Here is a 16,184-nt window from a genome sequence, read left to right as displayed (position 1 = left end):
GTCAGGAGGGCCTGAGCCGACCGTGCCCGGCCGGTGCCCACCGCAGGGCGTGTCCTGAACCGGCTGACTCAGCGCCTACGGTGCACCAGACGCCCCGCGCAGACCGTGGCCAGGCAGGCGCCCGCCTCGCCGAAGACGGCGAGGTCGGCGCGGCCGGTCTCGACGAGCGCGCCTGCCGGGCGGGCGCCCGGCAGCACCACGACGTCGTTGCGCTCGGCGGCGGCCCGCAGTTCGGGCGTGCCCGCGTGCTGCTCCAGTACGGCCACCGCGCCCAGCTTCAGCACCGCGTGCACGCGTTCGCGCGGTGTGGGCGCTTCCGGCAGCGGGCCCTCGTGCACGAGGGCGGGGCCGAGGGTGCCGGGCCAGCGGCGTACGCGGGCGCCCGGGAACCGCTCCTGGAGTGCGGCGAGGGGCCCCACCGCGGCGATCCGGGTGCCCTCGACGGCGACGGCACCGTCCTCGACGGGTTCGGCGTCCCATGCCACCCGGACCTCGTCCGCAGTGTGGATCGTCAGCATGCGCGCCCTAGTTGGAGGCCAGGAGCTTCAACTCCGGGTGGGCCGTGCCGCCCTCGATGGCCGTGGAGGAGATGTGGGACATCACGCGGTCGTCGACCGGGTCGTTCGCCGGGTCGTCGTGGACCACGAGGTGCTCGTACGTCGTCGACCGCTGGGCCGGGACGCGCCCCGCCTTCCGGATCAGGTCGATGATCTCCATGCGGTTGGAGCGGTGCTTGGCGCCGGCCGAGGAGACGACGTTCTCCTCGAGCATGATCGAGCCGAGGTCGTCGGCGCCGTAGTGCAGGGTCAGTTGGCCGACGTCCTTGCCGGTGGTCAGCCAGGAACCCTGGATGTGCCGGACGTTGTCGAGGAAGAGGCGGGCGACCGCGATCATCCGCAGGTACTCGAAGATGGTCGCCTGGGTGCGGCCCTTCAGGTGGTTGTTCTCGGGTTGGTAGGTGTACGGGATGAACGCCCGGAACCCGCCCGTGCGGTCCTGCACGTCGCGGATCATCCGCAGGTGCTCGATGCGCTCGGCGTTCGTCTCGCCCGTACCCATCAGCATGGTGGAGGTCGACTCCACGCCCAGCCGGTGCGCGGTCTCCATGATCTCCAGCCAGCGCTCGCCGCTCTCCTTCAGCGGGGCGATCGCCTTGCGCGGCCGCTCGGGCAGCAGTTCGGCACCGGCACCGGCGAAGGAGTCGAGCCCGGCGGCGTGGATGCGGGAGATGGCCTCCTCCACGGACACGCCCGAGATACGGGCCATGTGCTCCACCTCGGAGGCCCCCAGGCTGTGGATGACCAGCTGGGGGAACGCCTCCTTGATGGCGCGGAAGTGCCGCTCGTAGTACTCGACGCCGTAGTCGGGGTGGTGGCCGCCCTGGAACATGATCTGGGTGCCGCCGAGTTCGACGGTCTCGGCGCAGCGGCGCAGGATGTCGTCGAGGTCGCGCGTCCAGCCCTTCTCCGTGTCCTTGGGGGCCGCGTAGAAGGCGCAGAACTTGCACGCCGTCACACACACGTTCGTGTAGTTGATGTTGCGCTCGATGATGTACGTCGCGATGTGCTCGATCCCGGCGTACTTGCGGCGGCGCACAGCGTCGGCCGCGGCGCCCAGCGCGTGCAGCGGCGCCTCGCGGTAGAGGACGAGCGCTTCCTCGGGGGTGATCCGCCCACCGGCGGCGGCACGGTCGAGCACGGCTGTGACATCAATGGACGTGAGGTCGGCCTTCTCGGTCACCGGGCTCCCTTTCGGCGGGGGATGGACGGACACGTAAGGGTCGCGAACGGACCGAACCAGCCTACGCCAGCGCTTTTGCAGGACCGACGTCAGGCCGCGTACGCACCGATGACCAGCCCGACGAACGCGCCCGCGATGAGGAACGGCCCGAACGGGATCGTCGTACGCCGCCCGGCGCGCCGGGCGAGGACGAGCCCGAGCCCGTACAGCCCCCCGAACAGGAACCCTGCGAAGGTCCCGAGCACCACGGTCCCCCAGCCGTACCAGCCGAGCACCGCCCCGAGCCCGGGCGCCAGCTTGACGTCCCCGAAGCCGAGGCCGTGCGGGTTGAGGAGGAACAGCAGGAAGTAGGCGCCGCCCAGCACGAGCGCGCCGAGCAGTGCGGTGCGCCACCGTCCCGCGTGCTCGGGCGCCAGCGCGGCCAGCCCCAGCAGGGCGGGGGCGGCACAGGCCAGCGGCAGGGTCAGGACGTCCGGCAGGCGCTGCACCCGGAAGTCCACGAGGGTCAGCAGGACGCCGACGGGGGCGAGCAGCAGCCACACGGCCAGCTCCGGGCGCGTGCCGGTGGCGAGCGCGAGCACCGCGCACACCAGCGCGGTGACCGCGCCCACGAGCACGGCCGCGGGGCCGTACCGCCGCCCGTCCGCACACCGCGCCCGTCCGACCCATCCGCCGATCGGATGCCCGTCCGGGCACCGGTCCCGCCACTGCTGCCCGGGCTCGACGGACAGCCGGTACGCGGCACGGGGCACCAGCACGCCGGCCGCCGCACCCCACACCGCGGCGCCGACGGCCGCCCAGAGGTCCAGATCCACCCGGACAGCGTAGGGACGGAGCGGACAACTCCCCTACGGTTCGAGCAGCTTCACCTTCACGTCCGCCGGGAAACCGGTCGTCGGGCCGACCCGGCGGGCGAACTCGGCGACCGCCTCCAGCTGCGGGCCCCCGAAGCTGAAGTCGAGCGTCGTGAAGTACCGCTCCAGGACGTCCTCGTCGAAGGCCTCCCAGCGCGCCGCCTGCTCCGCGACCTTGCCGACCTCCTCCAGGGACAGGTTGCGGGAGGCGAGGAAGGCCTCGTGCACCTTGCGGGTGATGAAGGGCTCCCGCTCCAGGTAGTCGCGCCGGGCCGCCCACACCGCGAAGACGAACGGCAGGCCCGTCCACTCCTTCCACAGCGTGCCGAGGTCGTGCACGTCGAGGCCGAAGCGCGGTCCGTCGATGAGGTTGGCGCGTAGGGCGGCGTCGCCGATCAGCACGGCCGCCTCGGCCTCCTGCATCATCAGGCTGAGGTCGGGCGGGCAGGTGTAGTAGTCCGGGGCCACCCCGTACCGCTCGGCGAGCAGCAGCTGGGCGAGGCGTACGGAGGTCCGGGAGGTGGAGCCGAGGGCGACCCGGGCACCGTCCAGCCGGTCCAGCGGGACCTGGGAGACGATCACGCACGACATCACCGGGCCGTCGCAGCCGACCGCGATGTCGGGGAAGGCGACCAGGTCGTCGGCGTTCTTGAGGAACTCGACCAGGGTGATCGGAGCGATGTCGAGGTCGCCCTTCACGAGCTGCTCGCTGAGCTTCTCGGGCGTGTCCTTGGTCAGCTCCAGGTTGAGGAGGGTGCCGGTTCTCGCGAGCCCCCAGTACAGGGGCAGGCAGTTGAGGAACTGGATGTGGCCGACGCGCGGCCGGGTGCGAGAATTGTCCACATCGCGAGACTAGCCCCCGCCCCGTAGGCCACCGTCCCCGACCCCCGTTGTCAAGGGTTCCCGGAGCATTCAAACGTACGGGTGACGTGATCTTGACCTCTATTGCTTTTCCCTGCCCGCGTGCTAGGCTCACAGCAAGTTGCAGTTTGGTTTCCTTGCAGTACAGAGCCTGCGGAGCATGTGACCGCGGGCTCTCGTCGTTTTCAGACATATGCAGTTGTGCAGCGGTTCCGTTTTCACACTTGCAGTTCTGGAGCAGGGCAACCCTTTGGGCCCAAGGAGGGCTTATGGCTACCGGAACCGTGAAGTGGTTCAACGCCGAGAAGGGCTTTGGCTTCATCGCCCAGGAAGGCGGCGGCCCGGACGTCTTCGTCCACTACTCCGCGATCAACGCGAACGGCTTCCGTTCCCTCGAGGAGAACCAGCAGGTCTCCTTCGACGTGACGCAGGGCCCGAAGGGCCCGCAGGCGGAGAACGTCACCGCGATCTGAGATCGCTGAGTCCCTGATCCAGAACTGAGAGCAGTACCCAAGGAGCCCCGCGCCATTCGGCGGCGGGGCTCCTGCCTTTCGGTGAATTCTTCGCGAATTCTCCGGGATGCGCCGGTCTTTCCCACAAGAGCCTCGGCGCACTCACACGTGCTGCATGACGAGCACGAAGGCGCTCCCGGGTGCCAGCGCCTCGTACGAATGGGCGACGTCGCCGCGGAACGCCATGTAGTCCCCGGGGCCCAGCTCCACTTCCTCACCGCGCGGCCCGGCGAGAACCCGCCCCTCACTCACGACCAAGTGCTCCACACTGCCCGGAATATGGGGTTCCGACACCCGCGCGACTCCCGGGTCCAGTCGGATGTGGTAGAGATCCCGGCGCGCGCCGGGCGGGCTCGCGGACAGCAGGGTCGCCGCGTAGCCGGCCTGCTCCGAGTGCACGGTCGGCCCCTGGCCCGCGCGGATCACCTGAACGGCCGGGGCGGGCGGTTCGACCAGCGCGCTGAACGGCACGCCGAGGGCGACCCCCAGCGCCCACAGGGTCTCCACGCTGGGATTGCCGCCCGCCGCCTCCAGCTGGGACAGCGTGGACTTGGCGATGCCTGCGCGCTTGGCCAGCTCGGAGAGGGAGAGCCCGGCACGCGTGCGCTCACGGCGCAGGGCGGTGGCGATCCAGTCAAGCGGGAGGCGGGGCGGTGGGGCGGCGGTGTCGTCGGTCATCAATGTTCGCTCCGTCGGTACGCTCGTTCGCCTTGACGAACAGAGAGGCTGTTGTCCATTGTAGGAAACATGCGTTCGCCGTTCCGAACACCCGATGTCCTCCCCTTGCCGACGACCGTGGACCGGGCCCTGCTCCGGGACGTCTCCCTCGTCTGCCTCGCCAGCGGGGTGGTCGGCGTGTCGTTCGGAGCGATCGCGGTCGCGGGCGGGCTGCCGGTGTGGGTGCCCGTGGTGATGTCGCTGGTGGTGTACGCGGGCTCCGCTCAGTTCAGCGCGGTGGGGATCCTGCTCGCCGGGGGCGGCCCCTTGGCCGCGGCGGCGACGGGCCTGCTGCTGAACACACGCACGGCGGCCTTCAGCCTCGCGGTGGCGGACGTGCTGGGCGGCCGGGGGCGCGCGACGCGGTTCCTGGGCGCTCATCTGGTGACCGACGAGACGGCGGCCTTCGCCCTGGCCCAGCGGGACCCGGCCCGGCGCCGCGCGGCCTTCTGGGTCTCCGGGATCGGGATGTACGCGGTGTGGAACCTGAGCGTGTTCGGCGGGGCCCTCGCCGGGAGCGCGCTCGGCGACACCGGCGCCTTCGGGCTGGACGCCGCCTTCCCCGCCGTTCTGGCGGCGCTGGTTTTGCCATCCGTACGGGACGACGCGGGAGTACGGCGGGCGGCACTGGCGGGTGGCGCGGTGGCCCTCGCGGTGACACCGTTCGTGCCGGCCGGGCTGCCGGTGCTGCTGGCACTGGCAGGGCTGCTCGCGCTGGGCCGACAGGGCTCGGGGAGGCAGGCATGAGGGCGACGTTCGCCGCGATCGTGGCGCTGGCCGTGGGGACGTACGCCTTCCGGCTGGCGGGTCCGCTGCTGCACGGCCGAGTCGAACTCCCCGGCCGGGTCCAGCGGTTGCTGTCGGCGGGAGCTGTGGTGCTGCTGGTCGCGCTGCTGGCGACGGGCGCGCTCACCGAGTCGGGCGCCTTCGCCGGGTGGGCGCGCCCGGCCGGGGTCCTGGTGGCCGTGGGTCTGGCGTGGCGACGGGCGCCGTTCGTGGTCGTCGTGCTGGGCGCGGCGGCCACGACGGCCCTGCTGCGGGCGGCCGGGGTGGCCTGACCGCCCGGCCGCGCCTCACCAGGTCACCGGCAGCTCCAGCGGAAAGCGGCGGATCGTTTCCGTGTCCCAGCGGATCTCCTCCGCCGGCACGGCGAGCCGCAGCGTCGGGAACCGTTCCACCAGGCGCCCGATGGCCACCTCCAGCTCCGCCATGGCCAGCGGTACGGCGATGCAGCGGTGGCCGCCCCAGCCGAACGTCATATGAGGCATGGGCGGCCGCTCCGGGTCGATGACGTCCGGGTCCGGGTAGCGCTTCGGGTCACGGTTCGCCGTCAGGTACGACACGTGGACGAAGTCGCCCTTGCGGATGCGTACGCCGTCCATCTCGACGTCCTCCAGCGCCACCCGGGGGATGCCGACCCCCTTGCGGAACGGGATGTAGCGGAGCAGCTCGTTGATGACGTCGGTGAGGGACTCCGGACGGCTCCTGAGGTGTTCCATCAGCTCCGGCCGGGTCAGCAGCAGGTAGCAGATGTCGCTGATCTGGCAGGTGGCGGTGTCCTGCCCGCTGAGCACCAGCGTCAGCGCCATGACCGCCAGTTCCTCGTCGTCGAGGACGTCGTCGCCGTCCTTGGCCGCGGCCAGCGCGCTGATCAGGTCGTTCCCGGGTGTGCGCCGCCGCTGCTCGACCTGCTCCAGGAAGTAGGAGCGCAGCGCGGCCTTGGCGTTCGCGGCGGTCTCGCGGCTGTCCGGCCCGGTCTCGAGCAACTGGTGCGCGTACTCCTGCATCCGCGCCCAGTCCTCGCGGGGGATGCCGAGGACGTCGTAGATGGTCTGCTGCGGGAGCTGGTTGGACAGGTGCTGGACGAGGTCCGCGGGCGGCCCCTGCTCGGCCATCTCCTCCAGCAGGGTGTCGGCCAGCCGGACGATCCGCTGCCGCATCCGCTCCACGTGTCCCCGGGCGAAGCCCTGGGACGCCAGGCGGCGCAGGCGGCTGCTGTGCGGCGGGTCCATCACGTTGATGGACTCCGGGGAGACGATGGGCTCCGGGGTCAGCCGCGGATAGTCGTGGCCCATGATCGCCGCCCGGCTGAACCGCTGGTCGGTGGTCACCTGCCGTACGCCCTCGAAGTCGGTGATCAGCCAGGCGGCGCCGTCGCCGTACGGCAGCCGGATACGGGTGATGGAATCGCGGGCCATCAGCTCCGCGAGCGCGGGATCGAACTCCAGACCCTCGCTGAAGTCGAACGGGCACATCATGGGCTCGGTGCTCTGGGTCATCGCGGGGTTCTCCCTCGTCCACGTGCTCTGCTTGGCCCCCGGCGGTACCGGAAGCGGGGGGATGACGTCTCTTCAAGCGCCGGCCGGAGCCGCGTTGGTGGCGTCCACCGCGGGGCGCAGGCCCCGGGCCAGCGTGACGGCGTCCCCGACGGCCCAGAAGTGGGTGAAGAACAGGCGGGGTTCGTCCCTCAGCCCGTGGTTGTGCAGCTCGACCAGCTGGGTCTTGGCGCGCCTGAGGGCCGCGAGGACGTTCTGGACCTCCTCGGCGACCATCGCCACGTCGCCGCTGATCGCCACCCGGCCGCCGCCCAGTGGCTGCCAGTTGAAGGCGGTGGTCGACCCCAGGCCCGGCGGCAGCGCCATGCCGCCCTCGGTGATGGTCTCGCGGCGGATGAAGAGGCTCTTGTAGACCCCGTCGTCGTAGGTTCCCTTGACGCCCAGCGCCGCGTCGATGCCCGCGGTGTCCAGGGTGTGGCCGGACGGTGCGGGACGCTGCGGGGGCGGGGTGCCGGTACGGTCGAACGCCGCGCGCAGCCCGCGGGCCACGGTCACCGGGTCGTGGCCGTGCGCGTGGACGTGCACCCACCAGATGTCGGGCATCTGGGAGAGCAGGTGCTTGTGGAGCGCGGTCACCGCGATCCGGTGCTGCTGGAGGACGTCGAGGAACGGCTGCAGTTCCCGCTCGGTGACCACCAGGTCGCCCATCGTCATCGTGCTGCCGTCGGCGTAGCGGACGAAGGACACGTGGGAGCCCAGGGCGAGTTCGGGTTTGACGAGGACGCCCTCGGAGATCACCGACAGGTCCCGGCGCGGCAGGCCCGTGTGGTACATCAGGTCGCGCTTCATGTCGCCGCCGCGGCCCAGCGCCTTGGCCACGTCCGCCCAGTCCGCGAGGCCGGTGCGCACCGGACTGACCGGCCCGTCCCGGTGTCCGTGGTCCCCCGCGGCGGGCAGGGCACGGGCGGGGGCGGTGTGCGCGGCGGCCAGCACGGGCGCCAGCGCGGCGGCCGCGGCCAGCACGCGCCGCCGGGGTGCACCCGATCGGGCGTGGGTGTCCTGCTGTGGATCATCGGCCATCATGTGAGCCTCCTCGACGCCTCTGGACGCGATGGAAGCACGGGGGGCCCCGGACCGCCGCCAGCACGGCCGCCGCCTGCGGCCAGGTGGGCTAGTGGCGTTCTCGAACGGGTGAATCCGTCGCCGGCGGGGCGTGACGCACGGGCCCTACTGCGCGTACAGCTCCTCCACCTCCCGGGCGAAGTCCCGCATGATCGCCTCGCGGCGCAGCTTCATCGACGGCGTCAGATGCCCGGCCTCCTCGGTGAAGTCCACGGGCAGGACCGTGAAGCGGCGGATCGACTCGGGCCGGGAGACGAGTTTGTTGGCCTCGTCCACCGCGCGCTGCAGGACCGCGTCGAGCTCTGCGTCCCCCACCAGCAGCTCCGGCGGGACGGGATGCTTGCCGTTCATCCGGCGCCAGTGGGTGATGCCGTCCACGTCGAGCGTGAGGAGGGCGGAGACATAGGGGCGGCCGTCGCCGACGACCAGGCACTGCGAGATCAGGGGGTGGGAGCGCAGCCAGTTCTCCAGCGGGGCGGGCGCCACGTTCTTGCCGCCCGCGGTGATCAGGATCTCCTTCTTCCGGCCCGTGATCGTGAGGTAGCCCTCGTCGTCCAGGCGGCCGATGTCGCCCGTCGGGAACCAGCCGTCGGGGGTGGCCGGGACGACGCCGCCCGCGTGCGGTTCCCAGTAGCCGCGGAAGACCTGCCCGCCGGAGAGCAGCACCTCGCCGTCCGCCGCGATCCGCACCCGGGTGCCGGGCAGCGGCCAGCCCACCGTGCCCAGCCGGGGCTTGAGAGGAGGCGTGACGGTGGCCGCGCCGGTCGACTCCGTCAGGCCGTAGCCCTCGAAGATCTCGATGCCTGCGCCCGCGTAGAAGGCGGCGAGGGGGACGCCCAGCGGGGAGCCGCCGCTGATCACGTGGCGGAGCCGGCCGCCCAGGGCGCCGCGGATGCGGCGGTAGACGAGCGGGTCGTAGAAGGCGCGGGCCGCCTTCAGGGCGCGGCTCGGGCCGGGGCCGGTGCCGTGCTGCCGGGCCTCCAGCGCCTCGCCGTAGCGGCGGGCCACCGAGACCGCGCGGTCGAACAGCGCTCCCCGGCCGCCGCGCTCGGCCGCCGCCCGGGCGTTGTTGAAGACCTTCTCCAGCATGTACGGGATGACCAGCAGGAAGGTCGGCCGGAAACTCGCCAGGTCGGCCAGCAGGTCCTCCGCCTTCAGGCTGGGCGCGTGCCCGAGCCGTACCCGTGCGCGGATGCAGGCGACCGCGACCATACGGCCGAAGACGTGCGACAGCGGCAGGAACAGCAGCGTCGACGGCTCCTCGCTCGTCCTGGCGTGGAAGACCGGGTAGAGGAGCCGGGTCGCGTTGTCCACCTCCGCAAGGAAGTTGCCGTGTGTCAGCGCGCACCCCTTGGGACGGCCGGTCGTGCCCGAGGTGTAGACGAGGGTGGCGAGGGTGTCCGGGCCGAGCACGCCCCGGCGGACGGTCACCTCCTGGTCGGGGACCGCCGCGCCCAGCTCGGCCAGCCGCTCCACGTGCCCCTTCTCGATCACCCAGGCGTGGCGCAGGTCGGGCAGGCGGTGGCGTTCCGGGCCGATGGCCGAAGCCTGGCCGACCGTCTCCGTGATCAGGGCCACCGCGCCGGAGTCCTGGAGGATCCAACGGATCTGGATCACCGAGGAGGTGGGGTAGACGGGGACCGTGACCAGGCCGGCCGCCCAGGCCGCGAAGTCCAGCAGCGTCCACTCGTAGATCGTGCGCGCCATGACCGCGATCCGGTCGCCCGGCATCAGGCCCTCGGAGATCAGTCCCTTCGCCAGGGCCAGCACCTGGTCGGCGAACTGGGCCGCCGTCACATCCGTCCAGCCGCCGTCCGCGTCCCGGCGGCTGAGCACCCGGTGGCCGGGCGCCTCGCTCGCGTTCTCGAACGGCAGGTCGGCCAGCGAGCCGTGGGTCACCGGCGGCACCAGCGGCGGCACGTAGGCCTCCCGGACCTCCCCGTTCAGCCGCCGGGTCTCCGGCTCCACGAGCACCGGGCGGCCGTCGTGGTCGAGGTCGACGGGGGCGGGCACGGGCGCGGACGAGTACGAGATGGGCATGGCAGCTCCTGGGGCCTGCAGCTACACACTGCTGTGCTGCATAGGTACGCGCGGTGCGTACCGAGATGTTCACCCGCGGCAGCGGCTCGCTGTTACCGCCGGTTAGGACCGCGATCGTACGGCGCCCGCGTGGGGGCTCTGTGCGGGTTCGGGGAGGGTCCGGGGACGGGGCTGTGCAGGACTCGCCCATGGGTTTGACGTGCCGTCAGGGTCACCGGTGACGCAGCCTTACCGCGGGTAACCTTACTCTGGAGTAAGCACTGGACGAGCAGGGAGCTGCCATGACGACCGACCGTTATCTGCGCTTCGCCGGCACCGCGCCCGGCCGCTTCCTGACCCGCCGCCTGGGGCTGCCGCAGCCGGCGCCCCTGCAGCGCTGGTCGCCCGAGCGGCCGGCCCTGTCCGGCCCGCTGCTCCACCTCACGGCCGGCAGGTCCGGCCTGGACCTCGCTCCCGTTCTCGGCCGGACGGGGCTCACACCCGGCCGGGACGACCCCGCCGCCGTCGTCCTCGACGCCACCGGCGTGCGGGACGTCGGCTCGCTCGCCGAGGTGCACGCGGCGCTCCACCCCGTGGTGCGGTCGGTCACGAGCAGCGGCCGGGTCGTCGTCCTGGGTGCGCCCCTCGACCCCGCCGACCACCACCAGGCCGCGGCCCAGCAGGCGCTGGAGGGGTTCGTGCGCTCCCTCGCCAAGGAGATCGGACGCGGGCGGACCGTGAACCTCGTCCGGCTGACGGACGCCGCCGCCGCCGAGTCGACCCTGCGCTTTCTCCTCTCCCCCAAGTCCGCCTACGTCAGCGGCCAGTTGATCGTGGTGGGAACCTCCGCGGAGGTCGGCGCCGACTGGGACCGCCCCCTCGCCGGCCGCACCGCCCTCGTCACCGGCGCCGCCCGGGGCATCGGCGAGGCGGTCGCCGAGACGCTGGCCAGGGACGGAGCCCGGGTCGTCGTACTCGACGTACCGCGGGCCGCGCAGGAGGCCCGGTCGGTCGCCGAACGGCTCGGCGGCAGGGCCCTCTCGCTCGACATCACCGCCGCCGACGCGGGTGAGCGCATCGCCTCCGCACTCCCGGACGGCCTGGACGTGCTGATCCACAACGCGGGGATCACCCGCGACCGGCGCCTGGTCAACATGCCCGTGGAGCACTGGAGTCCGGTCCTCGACGTCAATCTGGCGAGCGTGCTGCGGACGACGGACGCGCTGCTGAAGGCCGGGACGATCAAGCCTGGTGGGCGCATCGTCGCCACCGCGTCGATCGCGGGGCTCGCCGGAAACGCCGGACAGACGAACTACGGCGCCGCCAAGGCGGGCGTCGTCGGCCTGGTCCGCTCCCTCGCGCCGCGTGCGCTCGCCGAGCACGGAGTGACGGTGAACGCGGTCGCGCCCGGGTTCGTCGAGACGAGGATGACGGCCGCTATACCGCTGTTCATCCGTGAGGCGGGGCGCCGGATGAACTCCCTTGCGCAGGGCGGTCTTCCGGCAGACGTCGCCGAGACCACGGCCTGGCTCGCGCACCCGGCGTCGGGCGCGGTCAACGGGCAGGTCGTTCGCGTCTGCGGCCAGAGCCTGCTGGGGGCGTGATGTCCGTCGTCCTCACCGGGCCCCCCGCGCTCGCTCCGCTCCTGGCCCGCGGCGCCCTGCTGTCCCCCTTCAAACGCCCCCGTCCGGACACCGACTTCCCCCGCGACCGGCTCGTCCTGCCCGCGCTGCGCATCGACCTCGCGCGGCTCGCGGCGTACGAGCGCGTGTGCGGATTCGCGACCGGCGACGACGCACTGCCGCTGACCTATCCGCATGTGCTGGGCTTCCCGCTGGCCATGCGGCTGATGAGCGAGTGGGGCTTCCCGCTGCCGCTGCTCGGCCTCGTCCACACCTCGATCGAGATCACCCGGTACCGGGCGCCGGCGGTCGCCGGGGAGTACGAACTGGCCGTGCACATCGGCGGGCTGGCGCCGCACCGGCGCGGGACCGAGGCATCGGTGGTCACCGAGGTGCGGGGCGGCGAGGACGTCCTGTGGGAGTCGACGAGCACGTATCTGGCACGGCACCGCACCGCGGGGAGTCCCGCCGAGCGAGCGGAACACACGCCCCTGCCCGCCGTCGCCGAGTGGCACCTGGCCGGAGACGTCGGCCGGCGCTACGGCACCGTGTCCGGCGACCGCAACCCCATCCACATGTACCCGTTCACCGCCCGCCTGTTCGGGTTCCCACGGCCCATCGCGCACGGCATGTGGACGGTGGCCCGCTGTCTCGCCGCGCACAGGGCGCCGGAGGCGGTGCGGGTGCGGGCCGAGTTCCGGGCTCCGGTGCCGCTGCCGGGGACGGTGACCTACGCGGCGGACGGACACGGGCGGTTCGAGCTGCGGAGCGGGACGGGGGCGCACCCGCTCGAGCGAAGGGGAGAGCGGGGGAAGGTGCACGTGGAGGGACGGGTGCTCCCGCTCGCCGCCTGAGGCGTCACGCCACCCGGCGGACGAGCAGTCCGCACAGCGGGGCGGCCGTCGGCCCACGCCCGCGTGATCGTCCGAGCCGGTCCTTCAGGAGACCGTGATCGGTGGTGTCCAGGGCCGCCCTTCCATGAGGTTGCCCAGCCCGGCCCAGGCGAAGTTCATCAGGGTCGCCGCGGCCTGGCGGGCGGAGACACCGGGCGTGACGTTGGCCCAGGCAGCGAGCGACTCGGCGGCCCCGACCAGGGCCTCGGCGAGCCCGGCGACCTCGTGTTCGGACAGGTCCGGGTCGTCATGATCCCCCAAGCTCCCGACTCCGTGAGAGCAGCGGGTACCCCCGTCACGGGCCGCGGCGGCGATGAGCCGGGTGACGAACGCGACGATCTCCTCGCGCATCGCGGCCACCTCGGCGGCGAAGGGTTCCCCGTGCGTACGGGCCTGGAGGTGCAGGACGGCCCAGCCGTCCGGGTTCCGCGCGGTGTGCGTGAAGAAGGCCTGGAGCCCTTCCCAGAGCTGGCGGTCGGCGCCGGTCCCGGGCCGGACGCCCGAACGGACCGCCTCGACGAGGGCGGCGGCCTCGCGGCGGATGCAGGCGCTGAAGAGAGATTCCTTGGAGTTCAGGTACAGGTACACCAACGGCTTGGACACACCGGCGAGTTCGGCGATCTCGTCCATGGAGGCGGCCATGTAGCCGCGCTGCCCGAAGGTCTTCACGGCGGCGTCGAGCATCTGCTGCTCCCGCACGGCCCGCGGCATCCGCTTGGTCTTCACGGAACCCATGCGGGCAAGACTAGGGTCTTTCGTTTGGGTCAGGCCGGATCAGGGAGCGGGGCCATGGGGGTGCCCCCGCGCGAGCGTGTCCGAGCGTGGGGGAGTCGGCGACCGACGACAACGCCGCCGGCGCCGTCAAGGCAGTGGGGGAGTGCGTGCCAGGCCCCGCGAGCCCGTCCTGATCCAGACGAAAGACCCTACGGTCGGCCCACTGTGACGCGCGCTTTCAGGAAGTCTGCCCCTGCGCCCGTGCCGTGTCGTCGGCCACGTCCTCCTGGCTGCGGTTGGCCTCGAGGTTCGCCTTCATACGGTCCACCCGCTGCACGATCTGCACCGACGCCCGGTCCCGCTCCTTGCGCAGCACCACGAAGCTGATCGGCGCCGAGATCACCAGGGCCAGCATGACGATCCACAGGCCGTTGGAGGCGCCGAGGCCGCGCGGGGCGATGCCCGAGTAGACGAGGCCCCAGACGACCACGAGGCAGCCCGCGAGGATGCCGAGGCGCATCAGCGTGTATCGGAGCATCTCAATCCACTCTTCCGTTCCGATCCGTTCCGAACGTTCCCAAAGGGCACCGTCCAGTGAAGCACGCCGGGCACCCGATCTTGCAGTGGGGTGCGCGCGACCCCGCTCACCCCAGAGGCAGCAGCATGGTGACGTCGTCGCGGTCGTCCCCGGGGGCCACCCGGATCGCCCCAGGGACCCGGCCGACCTCCTTGTAGCCGCAGGAGCCGTAGAACCGCTCCAGGCCGAGGCCGCCGCGGCAGGTGAGCCGTATCGCCTCTATGCCCTCCAGACCGCAGGCCGCGTCCGCGGCGGCGGCCAGCAGGTCACGGCCGTAGCCCTTGCCCTGGTGCCGCGGGTGGACCATGACCGTGTAGAGCCAGATCCAGTGGGTCATCAGGCGGTGCGTGTTGAAGGTGAGGAACGCGGTCGCGGCCACCCGCCCGTCATCGTCGTGCCCGACGAGCAGCCGGCTGCGCCCCTCGCTCATGGCCATCAGGTGCTTCAGCAGCTCGGGGCGTATCGCGTCCGGGGTGACCGGCGCCACGAACCCCACCGCTCCCCCGGCGTTGGTCACATCGACCCAGAGGCCGAGGATCCCGTCGCGGAGGGCAGGGGTCATGGCGGGGTCGAGCGTGAAATCGAGAGCCACCGGCCGGGTCACACCCTCATCGGCTGCGGCTGTTCCCGCCGCGCCGGGTCCGGGCCCTCGTACTCCCGGATGATCTCGTACCGCGTGTTCCGCTCCACCGGCCGGAACCCGGCGTCGCGGATCAGCTCCAGCAGGTCCTCGCGGGTCAGCTTGTTCGGCGTGCCGAAGTCGTCCGCGTCGTGCGTGATCTTGTACTCGACGACCGAGCCGTCCATGTCGTCCGCTCCGTGCTGGAGGGCCAGTTGCGCGGTCTGGACGCCGTGCATCACCCAGAAGACCTTGACGTGCGGGACGTTGTCGAAGAGCAGGCGTGAGACGGCGAACGTCTTCAGGGCCTCCGCGCCCGTCGCCATCTGCGTGTGGGCCTGGAGACGGTTGCGGATCTTGCCGTCCTTCATGTCCACGAAGTCGTGCTGGTAGCGCAGCGGGATGAAGACCTGGAAGCCGCCGGTCTCGTCCTGGAGCTCGCGCAGGCGCAGCACGTGGTCCACGCGGTGGCGCGGCTCCTCGATGTGGCCGTACAGCATGGTGCACGGGGTCTTCAGACCCTTCTCGTGCGCCAGGCGGTGGATGCGCGACCAGTCCTCCCAGTGGGTCCGGTGGTCGACGATGTGCTGCCGGACCTCCCAGTCGAAGATCTCCGCGCCGCCACCGGTCAGCGACTCCAGACCGGCGTCGATCAGCTCGTCCAGGATCTCGGAGGCCGAAAGACCGGAGATCGTCTCGAAGTGGTGGATCTCCGTCGCCGTGAACGCCTTCAGCGACACGTTCGGCAGCGCCTTCTTCAGCTCGCGCAGCGACCGCGGGTAGTAGCGCCACGGCAGGTTCGGGTGCAGGCCGTTGACGATGTGCAGCTCGGTGAGGTTCTCCGACTCCATCGCCTTGGCGAGCTTCACCGCCTCCTCGATGCGCATCGTGTACGCGTCCTTCTCACCCGGCTTGCGCTGGAAGGAGCAGTAGGCGCAGGACGCGGTGCACACGTTGGTCATGTTGAGGTGGCGGTTGACGTTGAAGTGCACGACGTCACCGTTCTTACGCGTCCGCACCTCGTGCGCGAGGCCGCCCAGCCAGGCCAGGTCGTCCGACTCGTACAGCGCGATGCCGTCCTCACGGGTCAGCCGCTCACCGGAGCGGACCTTGTCCTCCAGCTCGCGCTTGAGCCCGACGTCCATGCGGATACCTCTTTCTGAGACAGACTCCGTCAACCGTAGACCTACGCCTCTTCCGGCAGGTCCCCGACCCTGTTCTCCCACTTCGTCGACAGCACGATCGTGGTACGGGTCCGGGAGACGCCCTGGGTGCCCGACAGCCGACGGATGATCTTCTCCAGGCCGTCGACGTCCGTCGCCCGCACCTTGAGCATGAAGGAGTCGTCGCCGGCGATGAACCAGCAGTCCTCGATCTCGGGCAGGTCCTTCAGCCGGCGCGCCACGTCCTCGTGGTCGGCGGCGTCGGAGAGCGAGATGCCGATGAGGGCGGTCACTCCGAGGCCGAGCGAGGCGGCGTTCACCGTGGCGCGGTAACCCGTGATGACGCCCGCCGCCTCCAGGCGGTTGATGCGGTCGGTGACGCTCGGTCCCGACAGGCCGACGAGGCGCCCCAACTCCGCGTAGGAGGCCCGGCCGTTCTCCCTCAGGGCCTGAATGAGCTGCCTGTCCACCGCGTCCATGCGATCGAAGCCTTCC

18 protein-coding genes are annotated in these 16,184 nt (G+C 71.6%); 5 read left to right on the top strand and 13 right to left on the bottom strand.

All coding sequences use genetic code 11. From position 1 onward, the window contains the following. Positions 1-68 precede the first annotated feature (68 nt). The 4 genes from C3488_RS05575 to C3488_RS05560 form a co-directional block, all read right to left on the bottom strand. Positions 69-518, bottom strand: a complete 450-nt coding sequence (locus C3488_RS05575; protein ID WP_103838168.1) for a hypothetical protein — start codon at positions 516-518, stop codon at positions 69-71. 7 nt (positions 519-525) lie between these two features. Then, a complete protein-coding gene (gene mqnC, locus C3488_RS05570) occupies positions 526-1,740 on the bottom strand; it encodes a cyclic dehypoxanthinyl futalosine synthase (protein WP_103838167.1) in 1,215 nt (404 codons plus the stop codon). An 89-nt stretch (positions 1,741-1,829) separates the two neighbouring features. Further along, positions 1,830-2,555 carry an A24 family peptidase gene (locus C3488_RS05565; protein ID WP_103838166.1) on the bottom strand — a complete coding sequence of 242 codons (726 nt, stop codon included), beginning with the start codon at positions 2,553-2,555 and terminating at the stop codon, positions 1,830-1,832. Between the two features lie 33 nt (positions 2,556-2,588). After that, a complete protein-coding gene (locus tag C3488_RS05560; RefSeq protein WP_103838165.1) occupies positions 2,589-3,437 on the bottom strand; it encodes a menaquinone biosynthetic enzyme MqnA/MqnD family protein in 849 nt (282 codons plus the stop codon). A 287-nt stretch (positions 3,438-3,724) separates the two neighbouring features. On the opposite strand from C3488_RS05560, the gene C3488_RS05555 reads away from it, so the two are divergent. Continuing rightward, entirely contained in the window at positions 3,725-3,928 is a 204-nt protein-coding gene (locus C3488_RS05555; RefSeq protein WP_043442843.1) for a cold-shock protein, read from the top strand. Positions 3,929-4,069: 141 nt separating this feature from the next. Here C3488_RS05555 and C3488_RS05550 read toward each other — a convergent pair whose 3' ends face one another. Then, positions 4,070-4,645: a helix-turn-helix domain-containing protein gene (locus tag C3488_RS05550; RefSeq protein WP_103838164.1), complete on the bottom strand. Its 576-nt coding sequence runs from the start codon at positions 4,643-4,645 to the stop codon at positions 4,070-4,072. Positions 4,646-4,714: 69 nt separating this feature from the next. Between C3488_RS05550 and C3488_RS05545 the strand changes: the two genes are divergently transcribed. Continuing rightward, positions 4,715-5,431 (top strand): AzlC family ABC transporter permease, encoded by a 717-nt coding sequence (locus tag C3488_RS05545; RefSeq protein ID WP_103838163.1) that lies wholly within the window; start codon positions 4,715-4,717, stop codon positions 5,429-5,431. After that, the gene (locus C3488_RS05540) at positions 5,428-5,742 is read left to right on the top strand and encodes an AzlD domain-containing protein (RefSeq protein WP_103838162.1); all 315 of its coding nucleotides are present in this window, start codon (positions 5,428-5,430) and stop codon (positions 5,740-5,742) included. The genes C3488_RS05545 and C3488_RS05540 overlap by 4 nt, the downstream gene beginning before the upstream one ends. 15 nt (positions 5,743-5,757) lie before the next feature. Here C3488_RS05540 and C3488_RS05535 read toward each other — a convergent pair whose 3' ends face one another. From C3488_RS05535 to C3488_RS05525, 3 genes are all read right to left on the bottom strand, one after another. Beyond that, on the bottom strand, positions 5,758-6,963 hold the full coding sequence (locus tag C3488_RS05535) for a cytochrome P450 (protein ID WP_103838161.1): 1,206 nt from the start codon (positions 6,961-6,963) through the stop codon (positions 5,758-5,760). A 72-nt stretch (positions 6,964-7,035) separates the two neighbouring features. After that, positions 7,036-8,043 carry a DUF1259 domain-containing protein gene (locus C3488_RS05530; RefSeq protein WP_103838160.1) on the bottom strand — a complete coding sequence of 336 codons (1,008 nt, stop codon included), beginning with the start codon at positions 8,041-8,043 and terminating at the stop codon, positions 7,036-7,038. A gap of 144 nt (positions 8,044-8,187) precedes the next feature. Further along, positions 8,188-10,122, bottom strand: a complete 1,935-nt coding sequence (locus C3488_RS05525; RefSeq protein WP_103838159.1) for a long-chain fatty acid--CoA ligase — start codon at positions 10,120-10,122, stop codon at positions 8,188-8,190. A gap of 281 nt (positions 10,123-10,403) precedes the next feature. Here C3488_RS05525 and C3488_RS05520 point away from each other — a divergent pair, with 281 nt between their 5' ends. Then, positions 10,404-11,705, top strand: a complete 1,302-nt coding sequence (locus C3488_RS05520) for a 3-oxoacyl-ACP reductase (protein ID WP_103838158.1) — start codon at positions 10,404-10,406, stop codon at positions 11,703-11,705. Next, on the top strand, positions 11,705-12,577 hold the full coding sequence (locus C3488_RS05515; RefSeq protein ID WP_103838213.1) for a MaoC/PaaZ C-terminal domain-containing protein: 873 nt from the start codon (positions 11,705-11,707) through the stop codon (positions 12,575-12,577). Before C3488_RS05520 ends, C3488_RS05515 begins: the two co-directional genes overlap by 1 nt. A gap of 84 nt (positions 12,578-12,661) precedes the next feature. Here the strand turns inward: C3488_RS05515 and C3488_RS05510 are convergent, their stop codons facing one another. The 5 genes from C3488_RS05510 to C3488_RS05490 form a co-directional block, all read right to left on the bottom strand. Then, a complete protein-coding gene (locus tag C3488_RS05510; RefSeq protein WP_103838157.1) occupies positions 12,662-13,351 on the bottom strand; it encodes a TetR/AcrR family transcriptional regulator in 690 nt (229 codons plus the stop codon). A 217-nt stretch (positions 13,352-13,568) separates the two neighbouring features. Further along, positions 13,569-13,868, bottom strand: coding sequence for a DUF4229 domain-containing protein (locus C3488_RS05505; protein WP_103838156.1), 300 nt, complete (start codon positions 13,866-13,868; stop codon positions 13,569-13,571). Positions 13,869-13,974: 106 nt separating this feature from the next. Next, the gene (locus C3488_RS05500) at positions 13,975-14,499 is read right to left on the bottom strand and encodes a GNAT family N-acetyltransferase (RefSeq protein WP_103838212.1); all 525 of its coding nucleotides are present in this window, start codon (positions 14,497-14,499) and stop codon (positions 13,975-13,977) included. Positions 14,500-14,507: 8 nt separating this feature from the next. Further along, on the bottom strand, positions 14,508-15,671 hold the full coding sequence (mqnE, locus tag C3488_RS05495; RefSeq protein WP_103838155.1) for an aminofutalosine synthase MqnE: 1,164 nt from the start codon (positions 15,669-15,671) through the stop codon (positions 14,508-14,510). 41 nt (positions 15,672-15,712) lie between these two features. Continuing rightward, positions 15,713-16,168, bottom strand: a complete 456-nt coding sequence (locus C3488_RS05490) for an Lrp/AsnC family transcriptional regulator (RefSeq protein WP_103838154.1) — start codon at positions 16,166-16,168, stop codon at positions 15,713-15,715. Positions 16,169-16,184 lie beyond the last annotated feature (16 nt).

The sequence above is a fragment of the Streptomyces sp. Ru72 genome (assembly GCF_002920635.1).
Lineage (GTDB): Bacteria > Actinomycetota > Actinomycetes > Streptomycetales > Streptomycetaceae > Streptomyces.
Note: the sequence above shows the minus strand (reverse complement) of the source record. Positions and strands in the feature narration are given on the sequence as shown.